13 protein-coding genes and 1 pseudogene are annotated in these 15,531 nt (G+C 22.7%); 4 read left to right on the top strand and 10 right to left on the bottom strand.

Features of this window, described 5'->3' with window-relative positions; genetic code table 4:
- Positions 1-12: 12 nt before the first annotated feature.
- From AACK95_RS00455 to AACK95_RS00445, 3 genes are all read right to left on the bottom strand, one after another.
- Positions 13-600, bottom strand: coding sequence for a C-terminal helicase domain-containing protein (locus tag AACK95_RS00455; protein WP_338980338.1), 588 nt, complete (start codon positions 598-600; stop codon positions 13-15).
- Between the two features lie 73 nt (positions 601-673).
- Entirely contained in the window at positions 674-1,264 is a 591-nt protein-coding gene (locus tag AACK95_RS00450) for an IS30 family transposase (protein WP_338980336.1), read from the bottom strand.
- Between the two features lie 12 nt (positions 1,265-1,276).
- Positions 1,277-1,624, bottom strand: a complete 348-nt coding sequence (locus AACK95_RS00445) for a helix-turn-helix domain-containing protein (RefSeq protein WP_338980334.1) — start codon at positions 1,622-1,624, stop codon at positions 1,277-1,279.
- A 351-nt stretch (positions 1,625-1,975) separates the two neighbouring features.
- On the opposite strand from AACK95_RS00445, the gene AACK95_RS00440 reads away from it, so the two are divergent.
- Together AACK95_RS00440 and AACK95_RS00435 are read left to right on the top strand one after the other, a co-directional pair.
- Positions 1,976-2,128 carry a hypothetical protein gene (locus AACK95_RS00440; protein WP_338980332.1) on the top strand — a complete coding sequence of 51 codons (153 nt, stop codon included), beginning with the start codon at positions 1,976-1,978 and terminating at the stop codon, positions 2,126-2,128.
- 151 nt (positions 2,129-2,279) lie between these two features.
- Complete coding sequence (locus AACK95_RS00435) at positions 2,280-3,215, top strand: hypothetical protein (protein WP_338980330.1); 936 nt, start codon at positions 2,280-2,282, stop codon at positions 3,213-3,215.
- Between the two features lie 144 nt (positions 3,216-3,359).
- On the opposite strand, the gene AACK95_RS00430 is transcribed toward AACK95_RS00435, so the two are convergent.
- Positions 3,360-4,754, bottom strand: coding sequence for a hypothetical protein (locus AACK95_RS00430; RefSeq protein ID WP_338980328.1), 1,395 nt, complete (start codon positions 4,752-4,754; stop codon positions 3,360-3,362).
- Between the two features lie 207 nt (positions 4,755-4,961).
- On the bottom strand, positions 4,962-5,912 hold the full coding sequence (locus tag AACK95_RS00425) for an IS30 family transposase (protein WP_338980326.1): 951 nt from the start codon (positions 5,910-5,912) through the stop codon (positions 4,962-4,964).
- A gap of 40 nt (positions 5,913-5,952) precedes the next feature.
- Between AACK95_RS00425 and AACK95_RS00420 the strand changes: the two genes are divergently transcribed.
- Positions 5,953-7,065, top strand: coding sequence for a hypothetical protein (locus tag AACK95_RS00420; RefSeq protein ID WP_338980324.1), 1,113 nt, complete (start codon positions 5,953-5,955; stop codon positions 7,063-7,065).
- A gap of 275 nt (positions 7,066-7,340) precedes the next feature.
- Positions 7,341-8,579, top strand: coding sequence for an IS256 family transposase (locus AACK95_RS00415; protein ID WP_338980932.1), 1,239 nt, complete (start codon positions 7,341-7,343; stop codon positions 8,577-8,579).
- Between the two features lie 135 nt (positions 8,580-8,714).
- Here AACK95_RS00415 and AACK95_RS00410 read toward each other — a convergent pair whose 3' ends face one another.
- The 5 genes and pseudogenes from AACK95_RS00410 to pepF all read right to left on the bottom strand — a co-directional run bounded on the left by AACK95_RS00410 (position 8,715) and on the right by pepF (position 15,405).
- Complete coding sequence (locus AACK95_RS00410) at positions 8,715-9,986, bottom strand: hypothetical protein (protein WP_338980322.1); 1,272 nt, start codon at positions 9,984-9,986, stop codon at positions 8,715-8,717.
- A 193-nt stretch (positions 9,987-10,179) separates the two neighbouring features.
- Positions 10,180-11,130 carry an IS30 family transposase gene (locus AACK95_RS00405; RefSeq protein ID WP_338980321.1) on the bottom strand — a complete coding sequence of 317 codons (951 nt, stop codon included), beginning with the start codon at positions 11,128-11,130 and terminating at the stop codon, positions 10,180-10,182.
- Positions 11,131-11,234: 104 nt separating this feature from the next.
- Positions 11,235-12,200 (bottom strand): annotated as a pseudogene (locus AACK95_RS00400) (IS256 family transposase); the annotation flags it as partial.
- A gap of 247 nt (positions 12,201-12,447) precedes the next feature.
- Positions 12,448-13,437 (bottom strand): GMP reductase, encoded by a 990-nt coding sequence (locus AACK95_RS00395; RefSeq protein WP_338980319.1) that lies wholly within the window; start codon positions 13,435-13,437, stop codon positions 12,448-12,450.
- 129 nt (positions 13,438-13,566) lie between these two features.
- The gene (pepF, locus tag AACK95_RS00390; protein ID WP_338980317.1) at positions 13,567-15,405 is read right to left on the bottom strand and encodes an oligoendopeptidase F; all 1,839 of its coding nucleotides are present in this window, start codon (positions 15,403-15,405) and stop codon (positions 13,567-13,569) included.
- Positions 15,406-15,531 lie beyond the last annotated feature (126 nt).

Here is a 15,531-nt window from a genome sequence, read left to right as displayed (position 1 = left end):
AACATAATAAAATTATTCAAAAAATTTAATACCTTGATCATTAATTATTTTATTAATATCAATTTTATTATTAAGGATGTCTCTAATTTTTAAATCGATAGTATTAGCACAATATAAATTAATAATTTCTCTAGTTTTATTATCGTTTAATTGAGTTGGAAAAAAGCGACTTTCAGCTTGCTCATTTTCGGTTGGGTTTAATTCACGATCTAGAAAAATCATAACATCACCTTTATCTAATGTGATACCAACATTAGTAGATTTAATATTACATAAAATAATTTTAACTTTTTTACTTTGAAAATCACTAATAGCTTTAAGCCTTTGTTCATGATTTACTTTACCAGTAATTAATTGATGATTTAATTTATGTTTATCTAAAATGTTACTTAAAATGTTAATTCCTTTATCACTAAAACTACTATAAATAATAATTGAATCATTTTCATTATCATGTAAGTAGTCTAGTAGTCAATTAAATTTTGCTCCTAATTCTTTCATTCCCTCATTAATAGGTGTTGAACAAATAGTTCTTAATTTCGTAAATATTTGTAAAAAAGTTATTTTAGATTTTTTATTATAAAATAATTCTTGTTTCATAGTTTCAAGAGTATCATAATAAATTGCGGTTTGTGCTTTGGGCATAGTTGCTAAATTGTAAAGGTAAGTGCAACTAAATTATTTTTCTATCCAAATATTCGATTGGTGAAAGATAATTTAATATTTTTCTCGGTCTTTGATTTAAAGACAATATAAATTTATGAACTTCATTTTTATTAATTTTTGAAAAAATAAATTTTTTAGGAAATTTTTCTTTAATTAAACCATTAGTATTTTCATTAGTACCTCTTTGTCAAGGTGAATATGGATTGGCAAAATAAATTTTTACATCTAAATTTTTTTCAAGTTGTTGTCAATTTGAAAATTCTTTGCCACGATCAAAAGTAATAGTTTTAACAATGTTTTTAGGAAGAATTGATAAATAATAACTGACATTTTTATTAATAACTTTAGTAGTTCTGTTTTTAACTAATATTGCTAAAGTAAATCGTGATACTCTTTCAACTAAAGTTATTAAACATGATTTGCTTTTACCTCTTGATGATACTATAGTATCTCCTTCCCAATGACCAAGTGTTATACGATCATTAACATTTATATCTCATTCTTTAATTGATTTACCATTAAACTTGCCACGATTTTCTTTAGATTTTCGTTTTTTACCTTTTCTTCTTAAATTTTTACTAGTAACTTTATCAAACATTCCAAAATAAATTTAAGTATAAATTGTTTTAAAACTAATAACTCACTCTTTATGAAAATTTTTAATTCTGCCATAAATTTGTTCAGGTGATCAACCTAATAGTAATTTTTGTTGTACATATTTTACTAAATTCTTATTTTTAAACTTATGAAAACTAATATGTGATTGTTTTCGATTTTCAGCTTTATTTTGTGCAATTAATGAAAAATAATGATTATTATCTTTATTTCTATTAATTTCTCGAATAATAGTACTAATACTTCGATTAAGATTTTTAGCTATTTCAATAATTTTAAATTTAAATTTCAATTGATTCTCAATATAAATCCTTTCATCTATGCCAAGATGTTTATAACTCATATAAAAACTCCTTACTTTTTTCTAAACTAAATTTAGCATTATGAAATTTTTATATGAGAATTTTTTGCAATTTTATTTACTTGCACTTACAAGTATAATTCAGCAAAATTAATATAAATTAAAAAATAATTTATTTTTATTAGTAAATATTAGATTATTAATAATTTATTTTTAAAAGAATTATAAGTTATTGAATTGTATATAGAAAATAGTATTAATGTATATATCATGTAAATTTATTATATTTATATACAATGTAAAAGAAAAACTAAATATAGTTTTCAATCTATTATTTTTTTAAGAAAATAATGATTTTTTTTTATATTAAATAAAAAAGAAAGGAAGAAGTTAGTGATAGAAACAATTAGAAAGGAATCAAAAATTTTTAAAGAAGAAATCAAAAAAATAGATAGTGTAATAAAAACAAAACAAAACAAAATAATAGTTTTAAAGATTAAAAAAAAAATTAGAAAAAGAAAGAAAAAAACATTTTGAACAAATTAAAAAAATAGACAAGATTATAAATATTAATGAACTTTATGAAATACAAAAACAAATAGAAAAAAATAGAGAAGAAATATTAAAATTAAAAAATCAATTACCAAATAAACAATTACAAACAACATATATGATAAAAAAATGAAAAGAAAACATAGTGGCATTAGATGAAGAGATATCCAAAGAAATGATACGAGAAGAGAAATTAGATAGTGAAATAAGAGTATTGGAAGTTGAAGGAACAAATATAGAACAGCAAATTGAAAATTTTAATGCTCATGATTTAAATAAAAAATTAATTTTATCAAAGTTAAAATTAAAAACAGCAAGATTAACTGTTAAGTTAGAAAGAAGAACATACAAAACAAAAAGAATATTTTGTAAAATTGCTAGAAATGAACTTGAAATAGCAAATAAATTTTTTTCAATAAAACAAGAAAATTGATGATTATGTCCAAATCTAAAATCAGAAAAAGAGGTTTTAGATGCAAGATTAAAAATAAGATTAAAATTGAAGATGGAAAATATTTGTGATTTAAATCGTAGTATGAGTAGAAGAAATTTAGATATTGCAAAAATAGATAAAAAAATTGCAAAATTAAATTTTAGTATAAATAAAAAAAATATTGAAATTAATGGTTGTCTTGCAGCAGTAAGACAAATTTATAATTCACAAAGTATAAAAACACAAATAAAAATATTATTAAAATCTCCTTTTATTTGATTGAATAAACAATTTCAAAAATATAAATATGAATTAACGTTAAATCAATATCAAGCTCAATTAGAAAAATTAGAAAAAGAAATCCAAAAATTAGAAACAGATAAAGGAGGGCGAAATTTTTCTAATAAATTTTGAGTTATTATTAGTTGTGGTCGTTTTAATAATAATAGAAGCAATGAAATTAAACAACAAAAAAAGGCAAAATTATATGAAATTAAACAAAAGATTTCTGGATTAAGAAATCAAGCAACTATGCAATCTCAACCTTCAACATCTAGACATGCTGTATCTTGAAATGAAATGGATCCTAATCGCTGTTTCAATGAAATTGGATATAACGATGATAGGGGGTTTACTTCTTCGTTTTAATATATTAAATAATTGTAATAATAAAAAAGTGAATTATTAATTCACTTTTTTATTATTATATAATGTATTTTTTCAGTTAATATTTTTAACTAAAATGTGTTATTTTTTTATATTTCATCAAAAGAGAAGTTAATGACTTTACTTTTACATAACTTGGATAGATGGTTGATTTGAATCTGGATGATCTATCGGTTCGCTTTCATTTATTAAGTTTGCATTAAATGGTTGAAAATTAAATTGTTTTATTAATTTTTTAAAACTATAATTTTGTGCTTGTTGATTAGCAAATCTTTCTATTCCTTTTATACTATTGGTTGCTATTTCTTTTGCAATTGAAATTTTTGTTCAAAATCAATCAAAATAAGAAAAAGAAAAAGAAGTAAGAGTATTTTCAAGAATTACTGTCAATAGTGTTAGTGGAAGTGCTTTTTTAATATTTTCTAAATTTATTTCTTTTTCTTCGCCATAAAGACCAGTTAATATATTTTTAAAAATTGATACAAAAAGAAGCATACTAACAGTACTACCATATTTAATAATTTTTGAAAAGTTTTGATTTTTTAAATTTTGTCATAATTTTTCAATGCAAGGTTGAGCAATTTTATCAAAAATTAATTCTTCAATTAAAATACTAGTAAAAAAGATACTTATTCTTTCTATAAAAGATATGAAGTTGAAATTTTCTTCACTAACATGTAAATATAAAAATTGATCTCAAATACTAATACCACCAATTACTAAAGAAAAAGATAAGTATTTTCATTTATTTTTTAAAGAAATAAGTTTGTAATTTAAATAAGATAAATTCATTACTATAACACCACTAATACCACTCATTAATACATCTCAAAAATTATGATAAAGATTTTCAGGTAACTTTTCTTTATGAAAATAATTTTTAGCTTCAAATAATAATACTGATCCGAAAGCAAAATTTAAAAAAATTGTATTAGGTAAAAACATATATTTTGAACTTAAAAATTTTTTAAAAAAATTAGGTTTTTCTTTATTTATTGGTAAAAAAGTAGTTAAATCCAAGTCATTTAAATTATTATTGTTTTCTCTTTCTTCTTGATTATTGTATATTTTATATTTTGTTTCAATTTTTTTATTTTCATTTAAATTTGATAATTCTAAAATAACTGCACCATCATTTAATATAATTTCTTTCATTAAATATAATTGATTATTAATATTTGCTATTTTTTCATTTAAAACATCACCTGTTATAAATTTCGTATTATATTCTCAATTACCATTAATATCTAATCTTTTTTGTGTTTTTCCACCATAACGATCATCAGTATCCCTTCAATCATTGCTAAAATTAACAATAGTATGTACTGAATCACCATCAAATAATAAATTGTTTAAATTATTATTTTCTCTTGCATTTGTTATTTGAACATCATTTAAAGTTATAATACTTTCAGTACTAGATGAATCATTATGATTTATTGATATATGTGAATTATTAATTCCATTATAATTAATATGTTCATTTACCTTTAATAAAGGTAATTTTTCTGTATTAATCATTTTTTCATCCCTTTCAAAATAAAAAAACCATTTACTTTAAAATGAAAGTAAATGGTTTAAAAAACTTATATTAATTTTTATATTTATTATAAAGAAATAAAACGTATTTTACAATATATTTTTATCTAGTATTTTAAATAAAGTTTATTTAATTTATTTTTTATTAAAAATATAATTGAATATGCTAAATTGTAAAGGTAAGTGCAACTAAATTATTTTTCTATCCAAATATTCGATTGGTGAAAGATAATTTAATATTTTTCTTGGTCTTTGATTTAAAGACAATATAAATTTATGAACTTCATTTTTATTAGTTTTTGAAAAAATAAATTTTTTAGGAAATTTTTCTCTAATTAAACCATTAGTATTTTCATTAGTACCTCTTTGTCAAGGTGAATATGGATTGGCAAAATAAATTTTTACATCTAAATTTTTTTCAAGTTGTTGTCAATTTGAAAATTCTTTGCCACGATCAAAAGTAATAGTTTTAACAATGTTTTTAGGAAGAATTGATAAATAATAACTGACATTTTTATTAATAACTTTAGTAGTTCTGTTTTTAACTAATATTGCTAAAGTAAATCGTGATACTCTTTCAACTAAAGTTATTAAAAATGATTTGCTTTTACCTCGTGATGATACTATAGTATCTCCTTCTCAATGACCAAGTGTTATACGATCATTAACATTTATATCTCGTTCTTTAATTGATTTACCATTAAACTTGCCACGATTTTCTTTAGATTTTCGTTTTTTACCTTTTCTTCTTAAATTTTTACTAGTAACTTTATCAAACATTCCAAAATAAATTCAAGTATAAATTGTTTTAAAACTAATAACTCACTCTTTATGAAAATTTTTAATTCTGCCATAAATTTGTTCAGGTGATCAACCTAATAGTAATTTTTGTTGTACATATTTTACTAAATTCTTATTTTTAAACTTATAAAAACTAATATGTGATTGTTTTCGATTTTCAGCTTTATTTTGTGCAATTAATGAAAAATAATGATTATTATCTTTATTTCTATTAATTTCTCGAATAATAGTACTAATACTTCGATTAAGATTTTTAGCTATTTCACTAATTTTAAATTTAAATTTCAATTGATTCTCAATATAAATCCTTTCATCTATGCCAAGATGTTTATAACTCATATAAAAACTCCTTACTTTTTTCTAAACTAAATTTAGCATTATGAAATTTTTATATGAGAATTTTTTGCAATTTTATTTATTTGCACTTACAAGTATAATTCAGCAAATACAAAAACAAATAGAAAAAAATAGAGAAGAAATATTAAAATTAAAAAATCAATTACCAAATAAACAATTACAAACAACATATATGATAAAAAAATGAAAAGAAAACATAGTGGCATTAGATGAAGAGATATCCAAAGAAATGATACGAGAAGAGAAATTAGATAGTGAAATAAGAGTATTGGAAGTTGAAGGAACAAATATAGAACAGCAAATTGAAAATTTTAATGCTCATGATTTAAATAAAAAATTAATTTTATCAAAGTTAAAATTAAAAACAGCAAGATTAACTGTTAAGTTAGAAAGAAGAACATACAAAACAAAAAGAATATTTTGTAAAATTGCTAGAAATGAACTTGAAATAGCAAATAAATTTTTTTCAATAAAACAAGAAAATTGATGATTATGTCCAAATCTAAAATCAGAAAAAGAGGTTTTAGATGCAAGATTAAAAATAAGATTAAAATTGAAGATGGAAAATATTTGTGATTTAAATCGTAGTATGAGTAGAAGAAATTTAGATATTGCAAAAATAGATAAAAAAATTGCAAAATTAAATTTTAGTATAAATAAAAAAAATATTGAAATTAATGGTTGTCTTGCAGCAGTAAGACAAATTTATAATTCACAAAGTATAAAAACACAAATAAAAATATTATTAAAATCTCCTTTTATTTGATTGAATAAACAATTTCAAAAATATAAATATGAATTAACTTTAAATCAATATCAAGCTCAATTAGAAAAATTAGAAAAAGAAATCCAAAAATTAGAAACAGATAAAGGAAGGCGAAATTTTTCTAATAAATTTTGAGTTATTATTAGTTGTGGTCGTTTTAATAATAATAGAAGCAATGAAATTAAACAACAAAAAAAGGCAAAATTATATGAAATTAAACAAAAGATTTCTGGATTAAGAAATCAAGCAACTATGCAATCTCAACCTTCAACATCTAGACATGCTGTATCTTGAAATGAAATGGATCCTAATCGCTGTTTCAATGAAATTGGATATAACGATGATAGGGGGTTTACTTCTTCGTTTTAATATATTAAATAATTGTAATAATAAAAAAGTGAATTAATAATTCACTTTTTTATTATTATATAATGTATTTTTTCAGTTAATATTTTTAACTAAAATGTGTTATTTTTTTATATTTCATCAAAAGAGAAGTTAATGACTTTACTTTTACATAACTTGGATAGATGGTTGATTTGAATCTGGAGGTAATGTTTAGTAATCTGTGTAACTTACAAAAATAACTATGTTTAATTAATTCTAGTAAATATAATTAAATGATTAGAAAGAGTGAGTTACAGATGGCTAAAAAAGATAACTTTAATAATAATGATCCAATATCAAAAGCAGTAGATTTATTATTAGAAAATACTGAAGATTTAACAACAGTTTTTAAAGAAGGGGGTTTATATAAAGAATTAACAAAACGTTTAGTTGAAAAAATGTTGAATTCTGAGATGCAAAATTATTTAGGATATGAAAAAAATCAACATAGTAATAGTGACAATGCTCGTAATGGTATAAGTTCAAAAAAATTAATAACTCAACAAGGTAAAATTGAGATTGATGTACCACGAGATCGTAATAGTAATTTTACTCCTGTAATAGTGCCAAAAAGACAGAGAAGATTTGATGGTTTTGATCAACAAGTTCTTTCCTTATATGCAAAAGGTATGACATTATCAGATATTAGAATGCAGTTACAAGAGTTATATCATGGTGCTGATATTAGTGAAAGTGTTATTAGTCAAATTACTGATGATGTGATTGATGATGTCAAAGCATGACAAAATAGACCATTAGAAGGCATTTATCCCATTGTTTATTTTGATTGTATAGTAGTTAAAGTACGACAAGATAAACGCATTATTAACAAATCAGTTTATATAGCTTTAGGTGTTGATTTAGAAGGTAAAAAAGATGTTTTAGGTTTATGAATTAGTGAAAATGAAGGCGCTAAATTTTGATTAGCAAATTTCACAGAAATGAAAAATCGTGGCTTAAATGATATTCTTATTGCTTGTAGTGACAACTTAACAGGCATGTCAGAAGCAATACAATCAGTTTATCCTAAAACTGAACATCAATTATGTATAGTTCATCAAATCAGAAATAGTTTAAAATATGTTTCATACAAACATCGAAAATCACTAGTTACAGATTTAAAGCCAATTTATAATGCATGTAGTGAAGAACAAGCAATGCAGGCTTTAGAATCATTTGAAAGTAAATGAAATAAACACTATCCTCAAATTGCTAAATCTTGATATAAAAATTGAGATAATTTAATGATTTTTATTAGTTATCCTCCAGAAATCAAAAGAGTGATTTATACTACAAATTCTATTGAATCTGTTAATAGTCAATTACGAAAAGTCATCAGAAATAAAAAAGTTTTTCCAAATGATATGGCAGTTTTCAAAATATTTTATTTAGCAATTGAAAATATAACAAAAAAATGAACAATGCCCATTCAAAATTGAAATACAGCAATTGCTCATTTTATGATAAAATTTGAAGACAGAATTAATCTGAACTAGTACTTTGTAAAACAAAGAAACACAGATTACTAAAAAGCCTCAATCTGGATGATCTATCGGTTCGCTTTCATTTATTAAGTTTGCATTAAATGGTTGAAAATTAAATTGTTTTATTAATTTTTTAAAACTATAATTTTATGCTTGTTGATTAGCAAATCTTTCTATTCCTTTTATACTATTGGTTGCTATTTCTTTTGCAATTGAAATTTTTGTTCAAAATCAATCAAAATAAGAAAAAGAAAAAGAAGTAAGAGTATTTTCAAGAATTACTGTCAATAGTGTTAGTGGAAGTGCTTTTTTAATATTTTCTAAATTTATTTCTTTTTCTTCGTCATAAAGACCAGTTAATATATTTTTAAAAATTGATACAAAAAGAAGCATACTAACAGTACTACCATATTTAATAATTTTTGAAAAGTTTTGATTTTTTAAATTTTGTCATAATTTTTCAATGCAAGGTTGAGCAATTTTATCAAAAATTAATTCTTCAATTAAAATACTAGTAAAAAAGATACTTATTCTTTCTATAAAAGATATGAAGTTGAAATTTTCTTCACTAACATGTAAATATAAAAATTGATCTCAAATACTAATACCACCAATTACTAAAGAAAAAGATAAGTATTTTCATTTATTTTTTAAAGAAATAAGTTTGTAATTTAAATAAGATAAATTCATTACTATAACACCACTAATACCACTCATTAATACATCTCAAAAATTATGATAAAGATTTTCAGGTAACTTTTCTTTATGAAAATAATTTTTAGCTTCAAATAATAATACTGATCCGAAAGCAAAATTTAAAAAAATTGTATTAGGTAAAAACATATATTTTGAACTTAAAAATTTTTTAAAAAAATTAGGTTTTTCTTTATTTATTGGTAAAAAAGTAGTTAAATCCAAGTTATTTAAATTATTATTGTTTTCTCTTTCTTCTTGATTATTGTATATTTTATATTTTGTTTCAATTTTTTTATTTTCATTTAAATTTGATAATTCTAAAATAACTGCACCATCATTTAATATAATTTCTTTCATTAAATATAATTGATTATTAATATTTGCTATTTTTTCATTTAAAACATCACCTGTTATAAATTTCGTATTATATTCTCAATTACCATTAATATTTAATCTTTTTTGTGTTTTTCCACCATAACGATCATCAGTATCCCTTCAATCATTGCTAAAATTAACAATAGTATGTACTGAATCACCATCAAATAATAAATTGTTTAAATTATTATTTTCTCTTGCATTTGTTATTTGAACATCATTTAAAGTTATAATACTTTCAGTACTAGATGAATCATTATGATTTATTGATATATGTAAATTATTAATTCCATTATAATTAATATGTTCATTTTCCTTTAATAAAGGTAATTTTTCTGTATTAATCATTTTTTCATCCCTTTCAAAATAAAAAAACCATTTACTTTAAAATGAAAGTAAATGGTTTAAAAAACTTATATTAATTTTTATATTTATTATAAAGAAATAAAACGTATTTTACAATATATTTTTATCTAGTATTTTAAATAAAGTTTATTTAATTTATTTTTTATTAAAAGCTAAATTGTAAAGGTAAGTGCAACTAAATTATTTTTCTATCCAAATATTCGATTGGTGAAAGATAATTTAATATTTTTCTCGGTCTTTGATTTAAAGACAATATAAATTTATGAACTTCATTTTTATTAGTTTTTGAAAAAATAAATTTTTTAGGAAATTTTTCTCTAATTAAACCATTAGTATTTTCATTAGTACCTCTTTGTCAAGGTGAATATGGATTGGCAAAATAAATTTTTACATCTAAATTTTTTTCAAGTTGTTGTCAATTTGAAAATTCTTTGCCACGATCAAAAGTAATAGTTTTAACAATGTTTTTAGGAAGAATTGATAAATAATAACTGACATTTTTATTAATAACTTTAGTAGTTCTGTTTTTAACTAATATTGCTAAAGTAAATCATGATACTCTTTCAACTAAAGTTATTAAACATGATTTGCTTTTACCTCGTGATGATACTATAGTATCTCCTTCTCAATGACCAAGTGTTATACGATCATTAACATTTATATCTCGTTCTTTAATTGATTTACCATTAAACTTGCCACGATTTTCTTTAGATTTTCGTTTTTTACCTTTTCTTCTTAAATTTTTACTAGTAACTTTATCAAGCATTCCAAAATAAATTCAAGTATAAATTGTTTTAAAACTAATAACTCACTCTTTATGAAAATTTTTAATTCTGCCATAAATTTGTTCAGGTGATCATCCTAATAGTAATTTTTGTTGTACATATTTTACTAAATTCTTATTTTTAAACTTATGAAAACTAATATGTGATTGTTTTCGATTTTCAGCTTTATTTTGTGCAATTAATGAAAAATAATGATTATTATCTTTATTTCTATTAATTTTTCGAATAATAGTACTAATACTTCGATTAAGATTTTTAGCTATTTCAATAATTTTAAATTTAAATTTCAATTGATTCTCAATATAAATCCTTTCATCTATGCCAAGATGTTTATAACTCATATAAAAACTCCTTACTTTTTTCTAAACTAAATTTAGCATTATGAAATTTTTATATGAGAATTTTTTGCAATTTTATTTACTTGCACTTACAAGTATAATTCAGCTCAAGATTTAGCAATTTGAGGATAGTGTTTATTTCATTTATTTTCAAATGATTCTAAAGCTTGCATTGCTTGTTCTTCACTACATGCATTATAAATTGGCTTTAAATCTGTAACTAGTGATTTTCGATGTTTGTATGAAACATATTTTAAACTATTTCTGATTTGATGAACTATACATAATTGATGTTCAGTTTTAGGATAAACTGATTGTATTGCTTCTGACATGCCTGTTAAGTTGTCATTACAAGCAATAAGAATATCATTTAAGCCACGATTTTTCATTTCTGTGAAATTTGCTAATCAAAATTTAGCGCCTTCATTTTCACTAATTCATAAACCTAAAACATCTTTTTTACCTTCTAAATCAACACCTAAAGCTATATAAACTGATTTGTTAATAATGCGTTTATCTTGTCGTACTTTAACTACTATACAATCAAAATAAACAATGGGATAAATGCCTTCTAATGGTCTATTTTGTCATGCTTTGACATCATCAATCACATCATCAGTAATTTGACTAATAACACTTTCACTAATATCAGCACCATGATATAACTCTTGTAACTGCATTCTAATATCTGATAATGTCATACCTTTTGCATATAAGGAAAGAACTTGTTGATCAAAACCATCAAATCTTCTCTGTCTTTTTGGCACTATTACAGGAGTAAAATTACTATTACGATCTCGTGGTACATCAATCTCAATTTTACCTTGTTGAGTTATTAATTTTTTTGAACTTATACCATTACGAGCATTGTCACTATTATTATGTTGATTTTTTTCATATCCTAAATAATTTTGCATCTCAGAATTCAACATTTTTTCAACTAAACGTTTTGTTAATTCTTTATATAAACCCCCTTCTTTAAAAACTGTTGTTAAATCTTCAGTATTTTCTAATAATAAATCTACTGCTTTTGATATTGGATCATTATTATTAAAATTATCTTTTTTAGCCATCTGTAACTCACTCTTTCTAGTCATTTAATTATATTTACTAGAATTAATTAAACATAGTTATTTTTGTAAGTTATACAGATTACTAAACATTACCATTAAAAATAATTTAATTATTAGATTCTTTAATATCATTAAACAATTATCACAGTGAATTCAATTATCATCATAGGCAGTTTGATTTGCTTCTATTTTAATAAAAAACAATTCTGGGTACCCAGAATTGTTTTTAAAGAAAAATTAAAAGTTATTAACGATCATCACCATTATTAATAGTACCTTTAACAATAACATAATCACATTTTGTTAATGCAGATAAATCTTTACCACCAGCATAAGAAATAGCAGATTGTAAATCTTCTTCCATTTCTTTATAAGTATCAGCAATTGAACCTTTATATGGAACAAGTATTTTTTTACCTTCAATATTTTTTGCTTCCGCTTTGTTAAAAATACTTGCTGATCCAAAATATTCTTTGTAAGATTGACCATTTATTGTAACAATTTTGCCAGGTGATTCATCATAACCCGCTAAAATACTTCCTGCCATAATCATAGTGGCACCAAAAGCTATTGCTTTAGCAATATCACCATTACATCTAATACCACCATCTGCAATTAATGGTTTAGTGGTGCTATTGGCAACATCTTGTAAAGCATTTAATTGTCAACCACCTGTACCAAATCCAGTTTTTAGTTTAGTAATACAAGCTTTTCCTGGACCAACACCAAATTTAATTGCATCAGCGCCTCATTTTTCTAAATCTTTAACAGCAGTTTTTGTCATAACGTTACCAGCAATAATAAAAGGTTTAGTATTTGTTTTAGCAAAAGTAGTTTTTATAAATTTAATCATTTCTTCCATAGCATTACTATGACCATGAGCAATATCAATAGTAATAAATTCCGGAATTAGATTCAGTTTGATTAATTGTTCAAGTAACTCTTTATCCTCTTTTTTAACACCAATGCTAATTGAAGCATATAACTTTTGTTCGTGCATACTTTTAATAAATTTAATTTGATCGATATTAAAACGGTGCATTACATAAAAGTAATTATTTTTAGCCAATCAAATACATAATTCTTGGTTAATGACAGCACTCATATTTGCTGGAATAATTGGAATTTTAAAAGTAAAACCATTTAGTTTAAGACTGGTATCACATTCTTTTCGTGATTTAACTATTCCTTTATTTGCAATTAGATTTATATCTTCAAAATCAAATTTCACATTCATTTTTTATTTATTCTCCTTAGTCTTTACTAATTGTAATAGTCAAAATATGTACATATTATTTTATAACGTTTTAAATAAAATGCTAAAGGACTAAAACACCATTAGTATTATATATTATTTTTTTGCAATTTAATTATCTTTATTATTAATTAAGTCTGATAATTGATTAATCATTTTCTTTAAATTAGTAATTAATGGGTTATAAACATCAATTTGTGTTAAATCAACACCCGCATCTTTTAAAATATCTAATGGATATTTGCTGCCACCGGCTTTTAAAAAGTTAAGTAAATTTTCTTTTTTGCCGTTTTTAACATCTTCATAAAGTTTATAAGAAACGGTAATTGAAGTAGCATATTTATAAACATAATAAGGTGAGTGGAAAAAATGAAGAATTCGTGGTCATGAGTATCCTTTTGCTTTTTCTTCGTATTTATCTAATAATTTTTGTCCATATTTATTAGCTGTATTTTCAAATAAATCAGCCAAAATATCGGCATTTAATGGCACTTCTTTTTCTACTAATTTATGTGCTTCTCATTCAAATTCAGCAAATTGAATTTGACGAAAAAAAGTACCAATTACAGTTTCAATATGAGTTTGTAGTAAGTAAATGCGTTCTTGATTATTTGAGGCTTTATTATATAAATAATCAAAGGCTAGATGTTCATTAACTGTTGAAGCAACTTCAGCTAAAATAATTGGATAGTCAGCATTTGGATATTTTTGATATTTTTCTGAAAATAGGGTGTGAACAGAATGACCTAATTCATGAGCTAGTGTATTAAGTGAATTAATAGTATCATCTCAATTCATTAAAATAATGGGTTCTACGCCATTACCACCCGTTGAATAAGCACCAATTCGTTTATTTATGTCTTCATAATAGTCAATTCTACCTGGTAATAATGCTAAGTTTAATTGCTCTAAATATTCATCACCTAAGATACTTAAAATTTCTTTGACTGAATTAATACCTTCTTCAACACTGAATTTTTTGGTTAGTATTGTTGTCATTTTTAAACTAGTATCGGTACTATAAAATTTTTTAAATTTAAAAAATTTACGTTTTAAATTATAAAATTCTTCTACTAAAATAGCGTGTTTCTGTCCTGTTTTTATTAAATTTTCATATAGTATTAATGGTACATCATCACTTAATAGACTATATTCTAAAGTAGTTAAATGTTTTTTATTATCTTTTTCTTTATCGTTGTTACGAATTTTTATTTCTTCAACAGCTACTTCTAAAATGCTTTCATAAACTTGTGCTAATGAATGTTTTTTATTTTTAATATCTTCATAAAATTTTTTTGAAATATCAATTCTTAATTGTTGATCTTTTACTGGATTACTATTTTCTAAAATGTCTAAATATAAAGTTTGTGTTAATTCTTGTTCTTTATTTTGATAATTAAACATTGTTTTTTGTTTATCAGCATAAACCAAACTATCATATAAACCACCAGCAGCACTTCTTGATTTGCTAACTTTGCTTAGTAAAGTTTCATCGTGCTCACTTAAAATAAATTTTTCAAATTTAAAGAAAACTTCCATATCATGTTTATATATCATTAATGAGGGGTCATTATTAATTCAGTTTTTAATAGTTTGTAAACCAATAGTTTTGATTTCTGGTTCAATTCATGCTAACTTTTCCGATAACTTACTTTGTTGAGTCGCAAATAAACTAGATAATTGTTGCAATTCTAAGTTAGTTTGATCTAAATCTCCATAATGTAAATATTGCACAACTTTAGACCCTAACATTGATATTTTTTTGCTAATTGCTAAATATTTTTTAAAGTTATCAATATTATTTAATTTTCCTTTAAAAGTTAAAAGTTGATTGGCAAATTTATCAAACTCAGGTAAAGCTTTTTTTCAAGAGTCATTATTAATAAATAAATGCTTAAAATCTCAGCAGTACTTTTTTTTATCTTTTTCATTTAATTCAGAACGCTTCATAGTTTTTGCTCCATTCTATGGTAATATTACAATACAATAATAATACAATAATATTGTTTAACTTATCTATTTTTGTTGTAATTTTCGAAAATATTAATTCAGATATATTGTAATTATTTTAATATT

The organism is Spiroplasma endosymbiont of Lasioglossum malachurum (genome assembly GCF_964020065.1).
GTDB lineage: Bacteria > Bacillota_I > Bacilli_A > Mycoplasmatales > VBWQ01 > Spiroplasma_E.
Note: the sequence above shows the minus strand (reverse complement) of the source record. Positions and strands in the feature narration are given on the sequence as shown.